Here is a 15,859-nt window from a genome sequence, read left to right as displayed (position 1 = left end):
CTTTTTATCACTGGCGATTCCTTACAAGAACAGGAGCCCGCTCCATGGCTGAGATCCTTTCGCTGCACGACGCGGTGAAGCAATTCGTCAACGACGGCGATACCGTCGCCCTCGAAGGCTTCACTCACCTGATTCCTACGGCAGCGGGTCATGAAATCATTCGTCAAGGCAAGAAAGATCTGACGCTGGTGCGGATGACGCCTGACCTGATCTACGACCAACTGATCGGCGCCGGTTGCGCGCGCAAACTGATTTTCTCCTGGGGCGGCAACCCGGGTGTGGGCTCGCTGCACCGTTTGCGTGACGCGGTCGAAAAGCAGTGGCCGCACGCGCTGGAAATCGAAGAGCACAGCCACGCCGACCTCGCCAACGCCTACGTCGCCGGCGCGTCCGGCCTGCCGTTCGCGGTGCTGCGTGCCTACGCCGGCTCCGACCTGCCGAAGGTCAATCCGCTGATCAAAACCGTGACCTGCCCGTTCACCGGCGAAGTGCTGGCGGCAGTGCCATCGGTACGCCCGGACGTCACCGTGATTCACGCGCAGAAGGCCGACCGCAAAGGCAACGTGTTGCTCTGGGGCATTCTCGGTGTGCAGAAAGAAGCCGCGCTGGCCGCCAAGCGTTGCATCGTCACCGTGGAAGAAATCGTCGACGACCTCAACGCACCGATGAACGCTTGCGTACTGCCGACCTGGGCCTTGAGTGCGGTCTGCCACGTGCCGGGTGGCGCGCATCCGTCCTACGCCCACGGTTACACCGAGCGTGACAATCGTTTCTATCAGGCGTGGGACCCGATCGCTCGCGACCGTGAGACGTTTACCACGTGGATCAACGAATACATCCATGGCTGCGCTGACTTCAGCGAATTCCAGGCCAAATTGGCCGCTGCTTCGGAGGCCAAATAATGACTTACACCACCAATGAAATGATGACCGTCGCGGCGGCCCGGCGCCTGAAGAACGGCTCGGTATGCTTCGTCGGCATCGGCCTGCCATCGAAAGCCGCCAACCTCGCGCGCCTGACTTCATCGCCGGACGTGGTGCTGATCTACGAATCCGGCCCGATTGGCGCCAAGCCGAGCGTACTGCCTCTGTCGATCGGTGACGGTGAGCTGGCCGAGACCGCCGACACGGTGGTGCCGACCGGTGAGATTTTTCGCTACTGGTTGCAGGGCGGGCGCATCGACGTCGGTTTCCTCGGCGCCGCGCAGGTCGACCGTTTCGGCAACATCAACACCACCGTGGTCGGTGACTACCACGCGCCAAAAGTGCGCCTGCCGGGTGCCGGTGGCGCGCCGGAGATCGCCGGTTCGGCGAAAAGCGTGCTGATCATCCTTAAACAGTCGGCGCGTTCGTTTGTCGACAAGCTCGACTTCATCACCTCGGTCGGTCACGGCGAAGGTGGCGATTCGCGTAAACGTCTGGGCCTGCCGGGTGCCGGGCCGGTGGGCATCATCACCGACCTGTGCATCATGGAACCGGAGGAGGGTACCCGCGAATTCGTGGTCACCGCGCTGCATCCGGGCGTGACCCGCGAGCAAGTGGTCGCCGCCACCGGTTGGGCGATTCGTTTTGCCGACTCCGTTGAAACCACTGCTGAGCCGACCGAGGTCGAGCTGACCGCGCTGCGTGATCTTGAAGCGCGCACCGCCGCCGCCCACGGTCAGGCACCAGGAGAAGCATGATGCGTGACGTGTATATCTGCGACGCAATTCGCACCCCCATCGGCCGTTTCGGCGGCGCACTGTCCGCCGTCCGCGCCGATGACCTGGCCGCTGTGCCGATCAAAGCCTTGATGGAGCGCAATCCATCGGTGGACTGGAACGCCGTCGATGAGGTGTTCCTCGGCTGCGCCAACCAGGCTGGCGAGGACAACCGCAACGTCGCGCGCATGGCGCTGCTGCTCGCCGGCCTGCCGGACAGCGTGCCGGGCGTGACCCTCAATCGTCTCTGCGCTTCGGGCATGGACGCGATCGGCACCGCATTCCGTGCGATTGCCAGCGGTGAGATGGAGCTGGCGATTGCCGGCGGCGTCGAGTCGATGTCCCGCGCGCCATTCGTGATGGGCAAGGCCGACGCGGCGTTTTCGCGCAACATGAAACTGGAAGACACCACCATCGGCTGGCGTTTCATCAACCCGCTGATGAAGGCGCAGTACGGTGTCGATGCCATGCCGCAGACCGCTGACAACGTCGCCGACGACTACAAGGTTTCGCGCGCAGATCAGGACGCCTTTGCCCTGCGCAGTCAGCAACGTACCGCCGCCGCGCAGGCTGCCGGCTACTTCGCTGAAGAAATCGTTGAAGTGCGCATCGCCCACAAAAAGGGCGAAACCGTGGTGAGCCAGGACGAACATCCGCGCGCCGATACCACGATTGAAGCGTTGACCAAGTTGAAACCGGTCAACGGCGCGGACAAAACCGTCACCGCCGGTAATGCCTCAGGCGTAAACGATGGTGCTGCTGCGCTGATTCTGGCGTCAGCCGAAGCGGTGAAAAAACACGGCCTGACCGCCCGCGCGAAAGTGCTAGGCATGGCCAGCGCCGGTGTCGCACCGCGAGTGATGGGCATCGGCCCGGTGCCGGCGGTGCGCAAACTGACCGAGCGCCTTGGCGTGGCGGTCAGCGATTTCGACGTGATCGAACTCAACGAAGCGTTCGCCAGCCAGGGTCTGGCGGTGCTGCGCGAGTTGGGTCTGGCCGACGATGCGCCGCAGGTCAACCCGAATGGCGGCGCGATTGCTCTCGGTCACCCGTTGGGCATGAGCGGGGCACGGCTGGTGTTGACCGCGTTGCATCATTTGGAAAAGACCGCTGGCAAGAAAGGTCTGGCGACCATGTGCGTCGGTGTCGGCCAGGGTCTGGCGTTGGCCATCGAACGCGTCTGACGCGCTGCGGCACTTACAAGAACTGAGGAAAGCGAAATGTCTGACAAGCCTGGTTACCGTCGCCCACAGGCAGGCACTCAGCCTGACTACCTGCACCCGACGTATCAATCCACCAACCTGCGCTCGCCGTCCAAGCCTTTGGTGTACCTGCCCCATTCACTCTCGGAAATCACCGGGCCGACCATCGGCGCCGAGCACGTTGCCGAGAAAGACAATGACCTGACTGCACAGCACGACGGCGAGCCATTGGGCGAGCGCATCATTATTCATGGCCGCGTGCTCGACGAAGACGGACTGCCGGTGCCGGGGATTCTGGTGGAGATCTGGCAGGCCAACGCCGCCGGCCGCTACAACCACGCCCGCGACCTGCACGACGCGCCGCTGGACCCGAACTTCACCGGCACCGGCCGCACCGTCACCGATGCTGATGGCTGGTATCAGTTCCAGACCATCAAGCCCGGCGCCTACCCGTGGGGCAACCACCACAACGCGTGGCGCCCGGCGCACATTCACTTTTCCCTGTTCGGGCCGAGCATCCTCACCCGACTGGTCACACAGATGTATTTCCCCGGCGACCCTTTGCTGGCCTACGACCCGATCTACAACTGCGTGCCGGACACCTCGGCCAAGGAACGCCTGATCGCCAGTTTCGATCTGGAAAAAACCATTCCGTCCTACGCCCTCGGTTACCGCTGGGACATCGTGCTGCGTGGCCGTGATGCCACGCCGATGGAGAAATAAGATGACGCTCTATGCGACCACGTCCCACACCGTCGGGCCGTATTACCACATCGGCCTGACCTGGCTGAACCGCGAAACCCTGGCCAACGAGCTGACCCTTGGCGAGCGCGTGGCGATCACCGGCCAGGTGGTCGATGGCAATGGCGATGTCGTCAACGACGCCATGCTCGAGGTCTGGCAGGCCAACGCCGCCGGCAAGTATGACCACCCGGAAGATCAGCAGGACAAGCCACTCGACCCGAATTTCGAAGGTTTCGGCCGGGTGCCGGTGGACGCCGAAGGGCGGTTTCGTTTCACCACGATCAAACCGGGCACCGTGCCGGGGTTGAAAGGCTCGACCCAGGCGCCGCATCTGGTGGTGCTGGTGTTTGCTCGTGGTCTGGTCAAGCATTTGCTGACGCGGATTTATTTTGAAGGCGAACCGGCGAACGTTGCTGACCCGTTGCTCGAGTGCGTGCCGGCGGAGCGTCGCCAGACGTTGCTGGCCAAGGCGGATGCGTCGGGTGTGTACCAGTGGAATGTAGTTCTGCAGGGCACCGATGCCGAGACGGTGTTCTTCGATTATTGAGAGAACACCCCAAATCCCCTGCAGGACAGAGTCCCTGTGGTGAGGGGATTTATCCCCGCTGGGCTGCGAAGCAGCCCCAAAAACCAGTCGGCGCGGTATTCAGATGAACCGCGTGTATCTGATTTGCGAGTGCTTTGCACTCGAGCGGGGATAAATCTCCTCGCCACAAAGGCTGATCCAGACGTGGGTGATGATCCGATGCGGAACGGGACTGTTGCAAAGTATGTCTAGACTGTGACTGTCCCTATCGAGTGAAAAACAATGACAACCACCACCTCCCACTACACCGGCGAAGAGCGCAGCAAGCGCATCTTTGCCATCGTCGGCGCTTCGTCCGGCAACCTCGTCGAATGGTTCGACTTCTACGTCTACGCCTTCTGCGCGATCTATTTCGCCCCGGCGTTTTTCCCCTCCGATAACCCGACTGTGCAACTGGTCAACACCGCTGGCGTGTTCGCTGCCGGGTTCCTGATGCGGCCGATTGGTGGCTGGATCTTCGGCCGGGTCGCTGACAAGCACGGGCGCAAGAACTCGATGCTCATCTCGATTCTGATGATGTGCTTCGGCTCGTTGCTGATCGCCTGCCTGCCGACCTACAAGGACATCGGCGTCTGGGCGCCGGTGCTGTTGCTGTTCGCGCGTTTGCTGCAAGGTCTGTCGGTGGGCGGCGAATACGGCACCACTGCGACCTACATGAGTGAAGTTGCGCTCAAGGGCCAGCGCGGTTTCTTCGCCTCGTTCCAGTACGTGACCCTGATCGGCGGACAACTGCTGGCGGTGTCGCTGGTGGTGGTGCTGCAACAGTTCCTCACTGAAGAAGACCTGCGTGCCTACGGCTGGCGGATCCCGTTCGTGGTCGGTGCGGTGGCGGCGCTGATTTCGCTGTTCCTGCGTCGTTCGCTGAAGGAAACCACCAATAAGGAAACCCGTGCGCATAAAGACGCCGGCAGCATCACTGCACTGTTTCGCGATCACAAAGCGGCGTTCATCACCGTGCTCGGCTACACCGCCGGCGGCTCGCTGATTTTCTACACCTTCACCACCTACATGCAGAAATACCTGGTGAACACCGCCGGGATGCACGCCAAGACCGCCAGCTACATCATGACCGGCGCGCTGTTCCTGTATATGTGCATGCAGCCGTTGTTCGGCATGCTCGCCGACAAGATTGGCCGGCGTAACTCGATGCTCTGGTTCGGCGCGCTCGGTACGCTGTTCACTGTGCCGATTCTGCTCAGCCTGAAAAGCATCAGCAGCCCGTTCCTCGCCTTTGTGCTGATCACCCTGGCGCTGGCGATTGTCAGTTTCTACACCTCGATCAGCGGTCTGGTAAAAGCCGAGATGTTCCCGCCGGAAGTGCGCGCGCTTGGTGTCGGCCTGGCTTACGCGGTGGCAAATGCGATCTTCGGTGGCTCGGCAGAGTTTGTGGCCCTGAGCCTCAAGGCCGGCGGCATGGAAAACGCCTTCTACTGGTACGTCACGGCGATGATGGCGGTGGCTTTCCTGTTCAGCCTGCGTTTGCCCAAGCAGGCGAAGTATCTGCACCACGATCTGTAAACCCATGTGCGCGGGCTGCGAGGCCCGCGCCGGCAAGGACTGTTTATGACTCAGCGACCGGGCAATCAATTGTTCGATGCCTACTTCACCGCCCGCGATATGCGCGAAGTGTTCTGCGATCAGGGCCGGGTGCAGGCGATGCTCGATTTCGAAGCGGCGCTGGCCCGGGCCGAGGCGCGGGTCGGGCTGATTCCTTCATCCGCTGTGGCGCCGATTGCTGCAGCGTGCGAGGCGGGCCTGTATGACTTTGCGGCGCTGGGCGAGGCGATTGCCACGGCTGGCAATTCGGCGATTCCACTGGTCAAGGCCCTGGGCAAACAGATCGCCTCGAGCGATGCCGAAGCCGAGCGCTATGTGCATCTGGGCGCGACCAGTCAGGACGTGATGGATTCCGGGCTGGTCCTGCAATTGCGTCGGGCGCTGGCGCTGATCGAAAGCGATCTGGCGACATTGGCCGCCTCCCTTGCTGCCCAGGCGCAGCGTTATGCGGCAACACCATTGGCCGGGCGCACCTGGCTACAACACGCTACGCCGGTGACTCTCGGCATGAAAATCGCCGGTTGGTTGGGCGCCGTGACCCGCAGCCGTCAGCGTCTGCAAGAGCTGAAACCGCGCCTGCTGGTGCTGCAATTCGGTGGCGCTTCCGGAACCCTCGCGGCGTTGGGCGAGCAAGCTTTGTCGATTGCGCAAGCGTTGGCCGAAGAGCTGCAACTGACCTTGCCGGAACAGCCGTGGCACACCCAGCGTGATCGCATCGTCGAGTTCGGCGCCGTGCTTGGCCTGATCGCCGGCAGCCTCGGCAAATTCGGCCGCGACATCAGCCTGTTGATGCAGACCGAAGCGGCGGAGGTTTTTGAGCCTGCGGCACCGGGCAAGGGCGGTTCGTCGACCATGCCGCACAAACGCAACCCGGTCGGCGCGGCGGTGCTGATCGGCGCGGCCACGCGGGTGCCGGGGCTGGTGTCGACGCTGTTCAGCGCGATGCCGCAGGAGCATGAACGCAGCCTTGGTTTGTGGCACGCCGAATGGGAAACCCTGCCGGAGATCTGCTGCCTGGTATCGGGTGCGCTGCAACAGGCGCGCTTGCTGGCCGACGGTCTGGAAGTCGACGCGGCGCGCATGGCCCGCAACCTCGAATTGACCCAAGGCCTGGTGCTGGCCGAAGCAGTGAGCATCGTCCTCGCCCAACGCGTCGGCCGCGACACCGCGCATCATCTGCTCGAGCAATGCTGCAAACGCGCGGTGGCCGAGCAACGCCATCTGCGTGCGGTGCTCGCTGATGAGCCGCAAGTCACTGCCGAACTCAGTGGCGATGAACTCGATGATCTTCTGAACCCCGCGCATTACCTTGGCCAGGCGCAAGTCTGGGTCGAGCGCGCGGTGGCCGAACACAACGCTTTGACTGTCTGAAGGAGAGGGCTGTGGCTTTCGTTCAACTCGCCGATGGCGAACTGCACTATCAAATTGAGGGCCCGGACGCTGCGCCGGTGCTGGTGCTGTCCAACTCGCTGGGCACCGACCTGCACATGTGGGATGCGCAAATGCCGGCGTTCACCGAGCATTTCCGCGTGCTGCGTTTCGACACGCGCGGCCATGGGCAATCGTTGGTTACCGAAGGGCCGTACAGCATCGAACAACTCGGTCGTGACGTGCTCGGTCTGCTCGATGCGCTGCACATCGAGCGCGCGCATTTCTGCGGACTGTCGATGGGCGGGCTGATCGGTCAGTGGCTGGGCATCAACGCCGGACATCGCTTGCACAAACTGATCGTCTGCAACACGGCAGCGAAGATCGGCGATCCGTCGGTGTGGAATCCGCGCATCGAAACCGTACTGCGCGACGGCCCGGCGGCGATGGTCGCACTGCGTGATGCCTCGATTGCGCGCTGGTTTACCCCGGACTTTTCGGCGGCGCATCCCGAGGCGGCGAAGAAGATTACCGACATGCTCGCCGCGACCAATCCCCAAGGCTATGCGGCCAACTGCGCGGCCGTGCGCGATGCCGATTTCCGTGAAGAGCTGGCTTCGATCAATGTGCCATTGCTGGTGATTGCCGGCAGCGAAGATGCGGTGACGCCGCCGTCCGGCGGGCACTTCATTCGCGACCATGTGCGCGGCGCCGAGTACGCCGAGTTCTATGCGGCGCATCTGTCCAACGTGCAGGCCGGCGCTGATTTCAGTGATCGGGTGCTGGCGTTTCTGCAGGCTCAGTGAGGAAGATTTTGTGGACGAGAAACAACGTTACGACGAAGGCATGCAAGTACGCCGCGCGGTGCTGGGCGATGCCCATGTCGATCGCAGCCTGACCACGCTGACCGAGTTCAACTCGGAATTCCAGGAGATGATCACCCGCCACGCCTGGGGCGACATCTGGACCCGCCCGGGCCTGCCCCGTCATACCCGCAGCCTGATCACCATCGCCATGCTGATCGGTATGAACCGCGAGGGCGAACTGAAACTGCACCTGCGCGCGGCGGCCAACAACGGCGTCAGCCGCGGCGAGATCAAGGAAGTGATCATGCAGAGCGCGATCTACTGCGGAATTCCGGCGGCGAATGCGACGTTTCATCTGGCGGAATCGGTGTGGGATGAGCTAGGAGTCGAATCCCGGGATTGATGGCGCCCGAAATTACGCCTTCGCGAGCAAGCTCGCTCCCACATTGGAGTTGTGTCGATCACAAAACAAATGTGGGAGCGAGCTTGCTCGCGAAAGCGGCAGACGCCGTGATGTGTTAATCAGCACATGCACTCAAACCCTGGCGACAATAAATATTCGCTTGAATGCAAACAACGTATGCCCATCCGCCTCCTGCGGATAATGCGCCTGCACCCGCATCAGGTAGTGATAGATGAATCGCGCCTGCTGCGCCGAATCCAGCGCCTGCATCACTGGCCTTAGCGCCGAAACCTTGACCCAGTCATACACCGGCGATTTGCCGTCGACCACTTGCAGCTGTTCGGTCTCCCAAATGTCCAGCGACGCGGTCATTGGTGCGAGCAAACGGTAGTAATCCTCCAGCGCCAGTAGCGGCCGCGCAGCCATGCGCCGGCGCAGTTCTGGCGTGCCCAATGGTGCGCCCCCGGGGCCGGCGTCATCCAACGTTTGCAGCATTAACCGATACCACAACGCATCGCGCCAATCCGGCATGTGCGCTGCGAGGCAGCCGCCAGGATTCAAATAGCCGAGCAGGCGCGGCAGCAAGGTTTCGTGGTGATCGAGAAAATGCAGCACAGCGGCGGCGAACAACAGATCCGCCGGTTGCTCAGGCTGCCAGTCCAGCAGATCAGATTGTTTCCACAAAGCCTTGATCGGCAGGCCTCGGGCCTCGTCGAGCATCTGCGCCGAGCTGTCGATGCCCTGCAATCGCGCACGCGGCCAACGCTTGGCCAGCAACTGCGTAGCGATGCCGGTGCCGCAGCCCAGATCGTAAATACGTTGGGGATTTTGCAGTTCGATACGGTCGAGCAATTCGTTGACCGGACGTTGTCTGAGACGGGAAAACTGTTGGTACGCCTTGGCGTCCCAATCGGGTGCAGTGGTGCGGCGCGTGATCATGAGGTGATCCTCCGGTGATCAAATGGTGTCTTCCGATGACAACCTGGTGCATAGCTGGAGACCGACTACGAAACGGAAGCGTGAAGGGGTGGCGCACCTGAGTCCTTCAGGTTTGCTCACTGTAACTGTCGCCCGCAAAAGCGCTACATGGCCTGACCAATGGCATGCATCTGTGATGGGAATCAAATGTGGGAGCGAGCCTGCTCGCGAAGGCCATTTCATATTCGACAGAGATGTCGACTGAAGCAGCGCTTTCGCGAGCAGGCTCGCTCCCACAGTGGGGCATGTGTGGTTAGAGAAGGCTGATCGGGTAGCTGACAATCAAACGATTCTCATCGAACTCGTTGTTGCTGAAGTCGCGGCGCATGGTCGAGTTGCGCCATCTGACGTTCAGATCCTTCAACGTGCCGCTCTGCACCGTGTAACCGAGTTCCGATTCGCGACCCCATTCCTTGCCGTCGGTGATCGTCCCGGTGTGCACGTTGTCGCCGCTGATGTAGCGGTTCATCAGGGTCAGGCCGGGGATGCCCATGGCGGCGAAGTTGTAGTCGTGGCGCAGCTGCCAGGAGCGTTCCTGAGCGTTGTCATAACTGGCGTTGTAGCTGTCGTTGGCCAAGGTGCCGCCGCTGGTGCCGTTGACGCGCATCCAGGCGCTGTCGCCGGTCAGTTTCTGCAAGCCGAGGTAGAACGTGCTGCCGCCGTACTTGGCCGAAAACATGCCGTACCAGGTCTTGTTGTCCAGGTCGCCGGCACGCGCGCTGCCATCTTCCTTGCCATAGAAAAAGCCGAGGTTGGCGCCCAGCGTCCAGTCGCCGAGCGGCTGGCTGTGCAGCAGGTTGAGGTACTGCTGGCTGTAGATGTCCTTGAGCTGCGCGTTCCACAGGCCGATCTGCGTGCGCTTGTCGTTGAACAGGTATTCGCCGCCCTGGAAGTTGAAACGATCAGAGGTGAACGCGGCTTTGCCGGTCATCGACATGTCGCTCATGCTGCTGTCGTCGCGCGGGCTGTTGGCGCGGAACTGGCCGCCATAGAGGGTCAGGCCGGCGATTTCCTTCGAGGTGATCTGGCCGCCACGGAAGGTTTGCGGCAGCGAACGCCCGTCGTCCGAACGCAGAATCGGCAGCACCGGCATCCACTCGCCGACCTTGACCTCGGTCTGCGAAAGTCTGGCCTTGAACGCGACGTTGGTGCGGCCGAAGTTGTTCGCCGGGCGCCCGTCATGGTCCAGCGGCAACAACTGCGTACCGCCCGTGCCCTTACCGCCATCGAGCTTGACCGAATACAGCCCGAGTATGTCCATGCCGAAACCGACGGTGCCTTGGGTGAAGCCGGATTTGGCGTCGAGGATGAAACTCTGTGTCCACTCTTCAGCTTTGCCCTGAGTCTTGGTCGGGTTGGTGAAGTTGCGGTTGATATAGAAGTTGCGCAGGTTGAGGTTGACCTTGGCGCCTTCGATGAAGCCGGCTTCTTGCGCCGCGACGGGGAGGGCGGCGCCCGCCAGGGCCAGGGCGATCAGGCCGGGAATTGCGTAAGGCGCAGGGGAGGTTGTCATGGGCTCGGGTCTCTCTTGTTTTTTTAGGGCGAACGGGTGCGCTGCGGCCGGTTTTCGGGGTGCAGACTTGGAAAGTATTCAGGGGTGAAACGATGGCAATCAGCCGGACGGGGCAGGGCGCGGGAGCATGGTGTCGAACCTGTTGTTATTGGTTTTGTGGAGCGAATGGTGCGGGGGGCGGATGTTGGGATTCAATTGGGAAAAGCGGGTTTTGGGCGATTATCGAACAGCATTGAAGATCAAAAGATCGCAGCCTTCGGCAGCTCCTACAGGGCAACGCATTTCAAATGTAGGAGCTGCCGAAGGCTGCGATCTTTTGATTCTCAGGCAACAAAAAGCCCACCAATCGGTGGGCTCCTTGTATTCAGCCGATGATGATCAGAACAGCTTCATCTTCGGCGCTTCTTCTTTCAGCGCTTCGTTCTGCGCGGTCTGCGCATTCCAGCCACCGCCCAGTGCCTTGTACAGGTTGACCGCACTGGTCAGCTGCGCGAGGCGGTCGGTGATCAGCGCTTGTTGTGCGCTGAACAACTGACGCTGGGCATCGAGGAAGGTCAGGTTGCTGTCGACGCCGATGCGGTAGCGACGTTCGGCCAGGCGGTAGTAATCCTGGTTGGCCTGAACGAAGTCACGCTGCGCTTGCAGCTGCTCGGTGTAGGTCTGGCGGGCGGCGAGGCCGTCGGCGACTTCCTGGAAGGCGGTCTGGATGGACTTCTCGTAGTTCGCCACGCCAATGTCCTTCTGGATCTTGGCGTAGTCGAGGCTGGCGCGCAGGCTGCCGGCGTTGAAGATCGGCAGGTTGATCTGCGGCTGGAACAGCCACGTCCCCGAACCGCCCTTGAACAGGCCGGACAGGTCCGGGCTCAGGCTGCCCGCGTTGGCGGTCAGGCTGATGCTCGGGAAGAACGCTGCACGGGCCGCGCCGATGTTGGCGTTGGCCGCCTTCAGGTTGTACTCGGCCTGGAGGATGTCCGGACGACGTTGCAGCAGGTCCGAAGGCAGACCGGCCGGCACATCGCTGAGCAGGTCATCAGACAGCGGTTTGGCCGTTTGCAGGTTGGCCGGAATACCGGTGCCGAGCAGCAGGGTCAGGCTGTTTTCGTCCTGTGCGACCTGGCGGGTATAACGCGCCAATTGTGCCCGGGCGTTTTCCACGGAAGTGCGCGACTGCGCCAGATCCAGCGCCGAAGCCACACCGACTTCGTTGCTGCGGCTGGTCAGCTTGTAGCTTTCTTCGAAGGCACCGAGGGTGTCCTGCGTCAGCTTGAGCAATTCCTTGTCCGCCTGCCAGGTCAGGTAGGCGTTGGCGACGTTGGCGACCAGACTGATCTGCGTACTGCGGCGTGCTTCCTCGGTAGCGAAGTACTGTTGCAGCGCTTGCTCGCTCAGGCTGCGCACCCGACCGAACAGGTCGAGTTCGTAGGCGCTGACGCCGACGGTCGCGGAATACGAACTGCTGATCATCGACTCGCCGGTCTGCGAGGCACGGGCCGGCAGACGCTGGCGGCTGCCGGCGGCATTGGCCGACACTGCCGGGAACAGGTCGGCGCGCTGGATGCGGTACTGCGCCGCGTAAGCGTCGATGTTCAGCGCCGCGACACGCAGGTCGCGGTTGTTTTCCAGGGCGACCTGGATCAGCTGTTGCAGGGCAGGGTCATGGAAAAACTGCTTCCAGCCCTGTTCGGCAGCGGCTTGCGCCGGAGCCTGGGCCGGCGAATATGCCGGCCCCTGCGGGTACTGGCCTGCGACCGGAGCCTCAGGCTGCTGATAGTCAGGTATCAGCGAGCAACCGCTCAGCACGAAGGCGGCGACTGCGATGGAGAGTAGCGACTTGCTCATTGGCCAGCCTCTTTAGGAGTTTCAGTAGTCTCATCCGCGTCGGTCTTTTTGCGCTGACCGATGGACGACACAGTAACGAAGAACAGTGGAACCCAGAAGATCGCCAGGATCGTGGCCGTGAGCATACCGCCAATCACGCCGGTACCGATCGCGTGCTGACTGCCTGAACCGGCGCCGGTGGAGATCGCCAGCGGCACAACACCGAGAACGAAGGCCAGCGAGGTCATGATGATCGGGCGCAGACGCATGCGGCAGGCTTCGATTGCCGCCTCGCGCAGGGTGCGTCCCTGTTCATGCAGTTCCTTGGCGAATTCGACGATCAGAATGGCGTTTTTAGCCGCCAGACCGATGGTCGTCAACAAGCCCACCTGGAAGTACACGTCGTTGGACAGACCGCGCAGGCTGGTGGCCATCAGTGCACCGATGATCCCCAGTGGTACCACGAGCATGACCGCGATCGGAATCGACCAGCTTTCATACAGCGCCGCCAGACACAGGAACACCATCAGCAGCGACAGGGCGTACAGCGCTGGCGCTTGCGAGCCGGACAGACGTTCCTCGTAGGACAGACCGGTCCAGGAGATACCGACACCGGACGGCAGCTTCTTGGCAATCGCTTCGACTTCAGCCATCGCTTCACCGGTGGAGTAGCCCGGCGCCGGCGCCCCGAGGACCTCGACCGCTTCCACACCGTTGTAGCGCGCCAGCTTCGGCGAACCGTAGACCCACTCGCCCTTGGCGAACGCCGAGAACGGAACCATGGTGCCTTCGGCGTTACGCACGTACCACTTCTTCAGGTCTTCGGGGCTCATGCGCGAGTCCGGCTGGCCCTGCACATACACCTTCTTCACCCGACCACGGTCGATGAAGTCGTTGACGTAGCTACTGCCCAACGCGATCGACAGGGTGTTGTTGATGTCGCTGATGGTGATGCCGAGGGCACTGGCCTTCTCGTCGTCGATTTCCAGCTGGAACTGCGGCTCATCGTTCAGGCCGTTCGGACGCACCTGGGTCAGCACCTTGCTTTGCGCCGCCATGCCGAGGAACTGGTTGCGCGCTTCCATCAGTTTTTCGTGACCGATACCGGCGCGGTCTTGCAGGAACACGTCGAAACCGGTGGCGTTACCCAATTCCAGAACCGCTGGCGGGGCGAAGGCAAACACCATCGCGTCGCGGAAGCTGAAGAAGTGTTGCTGGGCACGCGCAGCGAGGTTAAACACGCTGTTGTCGGCGTTACGTTCGCCCCACGGCTTGAGCATGATGAACGCCATACCCGAGCTCTGACCACGGCCGGCGAAGTTGAAGCCGGTCACGGTAAACACCGAAGCCACCGCGTCCGCCTCACCGCCGTCCTTGTTCGGACGCAGCAGGTACTCACGCATTTCATCCACGACCACCTGCGTGCGCTGGGCACTGGAACCGGCCGGGGTCTGCACCTGGGCGAACAGTACGCCCTGGTCTTCTTCCGGGAGGAACGCGGTCGGGATGCGGGTGAACAGCCAGATCATGCCCACGACGATCAGCAGATACGCCAGCAGGTACGGCGCCTTGCGGGTCAGCATGTTGCCGACGCCGCGCTCGTAGCTGCGTACACCACGGTCGAAGTTGCGGTTGAACCAGCCGAAGAAACCTTTCTTCGGGGTACCGTGCTCGCCTTTCGGAATCGGCTTGAGCATGGTCGCGCACAGCGCCGGGGTAAAGATCAGGGCAACCAGCACCGACAGGGCCATGGCCGACACGATGGTGATCGAGAACTGCTTGTAGATCACCCCGGTGGAGCCGCTGAAGAATGCCATCGGCAGCAGTACCGCCGAGAGCACGAGGGCGATACCGACCAGTGCGCCCTGGATCTGGCCCATGGACTTCTTCGTCGCTTCCTTCGGTGACAAGCCTTCTTCGCTCATCACCCGCTCGACGTTTTCCACCACGACGATGGCGTCGTCCACCAGCAGACCGATGGCCAGCACCATGCCGAACATGGTCAGGGTGTTGATGCTGAAACCGGCGGCGGCGAGGATGCCGAACGTACCGAGCAGTACCACGGGCACGGTCATCGTGGTGATGACGGTGGCGCGGAAGTTCTGCAGGAACAGGAACATCACCAGGAACACCAGCGCGATCGCTTCGACCAGGGTGTGCACCACGCCTTTGATCGACTCGGTCACCACCGGGGTGGTGTCGTACGGGAACACCACTTCCATGCCTTGGGGGAAAAACGGCTTGAGGCTGTCGATGGTGTTGCGCAGCGCTTTGGCCGTGTCGAGGGCGTTGGCGCCGTTGGCCAGTTTCACCGCCAGACCGGAAGCCGGGCTGCCGTTGAACTGGGCACTGATCGCGTAGTTCTCACCGCCGAGGCCGACTTCAGCCACGTCTTTGAGGCGAACCTGCGAACCGTCCTTGTTGACCTTGAGCAGGATTTCCTTGAACTGCTCAGCAGTCTGCAGACGGGTCTTGCCGATGATCGTCGCGTTCAGTTGCTGGCCCTGCACGGCAGGCAAGCCACCGAGCTGACCGGATGACACCTGAACGTTCTGCGCAGCAATGGCGTTTTTCACGTCGACCGGGGTCAGGTTGAAGTTGTTCAACTTGGCCGGGTCGAGCCAGATGCGCATCGCGTACTGCGCACCGAAGACCTGGAAGTCACCGACACCGGCGGTCCGCGAGATCGGGTCCTGCATGTTCGACACGATGTAGTTGGACAGGTCGTCCTTGGTCATGCTGCCGTCACGCGACACCACGCCGATCACCAGCAGGAAGTTCTTCACTGCCTTGGTCACGCGGATACCCTGTTGCTGCACTTCCTGCGGCAGCAGCGGGGTGGCCAGGTTCAGCTTGTTCTGGACCTGAACCTGCGCGGTGTCGGAGTTGGTGCCTTGCTCGAAGGTCGCGGTGATGGTCATGCTGCCGTCGGAGTTACTTTCCGACGACACATAACGCAGGTTGTCGATACCGTTGAGCTGTTGCTCGATGACCTGCACCACGGTGTCCTGCACGGTTTGTGCGGACGCGCCTGGGTAGGTCACCTGAATCGCAATGGCCGGTGGCGCAATGCTCGGGTATTGGTTGATCGGCAATTTCAGGATCGAAAGTGCCCCGACCAGCATGATCACCAGGGCGATTACCCAGGCGAAAATCGGACGGTCGATGAAGAATTTTGACATGGG

13 protein-coding genes are annotated in these 15,859 nt (G+C 61.9%); 9 read left to right on the top strand and 4 right to left on the bottom strand.

The window, feature by feature from the left end:
- Positions 1 to 44: 44 nt before the first annotated feature.
- From AC0IXA_RS08210 to pcaC, 9 genes are all read left to right on the top strand, one after another.
- The gene (locus AC0IXA_RS08210) at positions 45 to 902 is read left to right on the top strand and encodes a CoA transferase subunit A (RefSeq protein WP_129998848.1); all 858 of its coding nucleotides are present in this window, start codon (positions 45 to 47) and stop codon (positions 900 to 902) included.
- A complete protein-coding gene (locus AC0IXA_RS08205) occupies positions 899 to 1,681 on the top strand; it encodes a CoA-transferase subunit beta (RefSeq protein WP_471812633.1) in 783 nt (260 codons plus the stop codon). The genes AC0IXA_RS08210 and AC0IXA_RS08205 overlap by 4 nt, the downstream gene beginning before the upstream one ends.
- Positions 1,678 to 2,883 (top strand): 3-oxoadipyl-CoA thiolase, encoded by a 1,206-nt coding sequence (pcaF, locus tag AC0IXA_RS08200; protein WP_471812545.1) that lies wholly within the window; start codon positions 1,678 to 1,680, stop codon positions 2,881 to 2,883. Before AC0IXA_RS08205 ends, pcaF begins: the two co-directional genes overlap by 4 nt.
- 36 nt (positions 2,884 to 2,919) lie before the next feature.
- Complete coding sequence (gene pcaH / locus AC0IXA_RS08195) at positions 2,920 to 3,624, top strand: protocatechuate 3,4-dioxygenase subunit beta (RefSeq protein WP_471812543.1); 705 nt, start codon at positions 2,920 to 2,922, stop codon at positions 3,622 to 3,624.
- A 1-nt stretch (position 3,625) separates the two neighbouring features.
- Entirely contained in the window at positions 3,626 to 4,192 is a 567-nt protein-coding gene (gene pcaG / locus AC0IXA_RS08190; protein WP_076566302.1) for a protocatechuate 3,4-dioxygenase subunit alpha, read from the top strand.
- A gap of 261 nt (positions 4,193 to 4,453) precedes the next feature.
- Positions 4,454 to 5,749, top strand: coding sequence for an MFS family transporter (locus AC0IXA_RS08185; protein ID WP_041478914.1), 1,296 nt, complete (start codon positions 4,454 to 4,456; stop codon positions 5,747 to 5,749).
- Positions 5,750 to 5,794: 45 nt separating this feature from the next.
- On the top strand, positions 5,795 to 7,159 hold the full coding sequence (locus tag AC0IXA_RS08180) for a 3-carboxy-cis,cis-muconate cycloisomerase (RefSeq protein ID WP_471812540.1): 1,365 nt from the start codon (positions 5,795 to 5,797) through the stop codon (positions 7,157 to 7,159).
- Positions 7,160 to 7,170: 11 nt separating this feature from the next.
- Positions 7,171 to 7,962: a 3-oxoadipate enol-lactonase gene (gene pcaD, locus AC0IXA_RS08175; protein WP_341638646.1), complete on the top strand. Its 792-nt coding sequence runs from the start codon at positions 7,171 to 7,173 to the stop codon at positions 7,960 to 7,962.
- A 10-nt stretch (positions 7,963 to 7,972) separates the two neighbouring features.
- Entirely contained in the window at positions 7,973 to 8,365 is a 393-nt protein-coding gene (gene pcaC / locus AC0IXA_RS08170) for a 4-carboxymuconolactone decarboxylase (RefSeq protein ID WP_024011942.1), read from the top strand.
- 132 nt (positions 8,366 to 8,497) lie between these two features.
- Here pcaC and AC0IXA_RS08165 read toward each other — a convergent pair whose 3' ends face one another.
- The 4 genes from AC0IXA_RS08165 to emhB form a co-directional block, all read right to left on the bottom strand.
- Entirely contained in the window at positions 8,498 to 9,304 is an 807-nt protein-coding gene (locus AC0IXA_RS08165) for a methyltransferase domain-containing protein (RefSeq protein WP_471812538.1), read from the bottom strand.
- A 292-nt stretch (positions 9,305 to 9,596) separates the two neighbouring features.
- Positions 9,597 to 10,856, bottom strand: coding sequence for an OprD family porin (locus tag AC0IXA_RS08160; RefSeq protein ID WP_471812536.1), 1,260 nt, complete (start codon positions 10,854 to 10,856; stop codon positions 9,597 to 9,599).
- 378 nt (positions 10,857 to 11,234) lie between these two features.
- Positions 11,235 to 12,695, bottom strand: coding sequence for an efflux RND transporter outer membrane subunit EmhC (gene emhC / locus AC0IXA_RS08155; RefSeq protein ID WP_016771333.1), 1,461 nt, complete (start codon positions 12,693 to 12,695; stop codon positions 11,235 to 11,237).
- Positions 12,692 to 15,856, bottom strand: coding sequence for an efflux RND transporter permease subunit EmhB (gene emhB / locus AC0IXA_RS08150; RefSeq protein WP_039762672.1), 3,165 nt, complete (start codon positions 15,854 to 15,856; stop codon positions 12,692 to 12,694). The genes emhC and emhB overlap by 4 nt, the downstream gene beginning before the upstream one ends.
- Between the last annotated feature and the right edge of the window lie 3 nt (positions 15,857 to 15,859).

It is taken from the genome of Pseudomonas sp. AC083 (assembly GCF_979253165.1).
The sequence above is the reverse complement of the archived record's forward strand: the minus strand, read 5'-3'. Positions and strand labels throughout refer to the sequence as shown.

What these genes read in the sequence shown, in the direction of transcription:
- pcaH (WP_471812543.1), top strand. Translation starts at nt 2,920, where the DNA reads ATGTCTGACAAGCCTGGTTACCGTCGCCCACAGGCAGGCACTCAGCCT.
- pcaF (WP_471812545.1), top strand. Translation starts at nt 1,678, where the DNA reads ATGATGCGTGACGTGTATATCTGCGACGCAATTCGCACCCCCATCGGC.
- emhC (WP_016771333.1), bottom strand. Translation starts at nt 12,695, where the DNA reads ATGAGCAAGTCGCTACTCTCCATCGCAGTCGCCGCCTTCGTGCTGAGC.
- pcaG (WP_076566302.1), top strand. Translation starts at nt 3,626, where the DNA reads ATGACGCTCTATGCGACCACGTCCCACACCGTCGGGCCGTATTACCAC.
- AC0IXA_RS08210 (WP_129998848.1), top strand. Translation starts at nt 45, where the DNA reads ATGGCTGAGATCCTTTCGCTGCACGACGCGGTGAAGCAATTCGTCAAC.
- AC0IXA_RS08165 (WP_471812538.1), bottom strand. Translation starts at nt 9,304, where the DNA reads ATGATCACGCGCCGCACCACTGCACCCGATTGGGACGCCAAGGCGTAC.
- AC0IXA_RS08160 (WP_471812536.1), bottom strand. Translation starts at nt 10,856, where the DNA reads ATGACAACCTCCCCTGCGCCTTACGCAATTCCCGGCCTGATCGCCCTG.
- emhB (WP_039762672.1), bottom strand. Translation starts at nt 15,856, where the DNA reads ATGTCAAAATTCTTCATCGACCGTCCGATTTTCGCCTGGGTAATCGCC.
- AC0IXA_RS08180 (WP_471812540.1), top strand. Translation starts at nt 5,795, where the DNA reads ATGACTCAGCGACCGGGCAATCAATTGTTCGATGCCTACTTCACCGCC.
- AC0IXA_RS08185 (WP_041478914.1), top strand. Translation starts at nt 4,454, where the DNA reads ATGACAACCACCACCTCCCACTACACCGGCGAAGAGCGCAGCAAGCGC.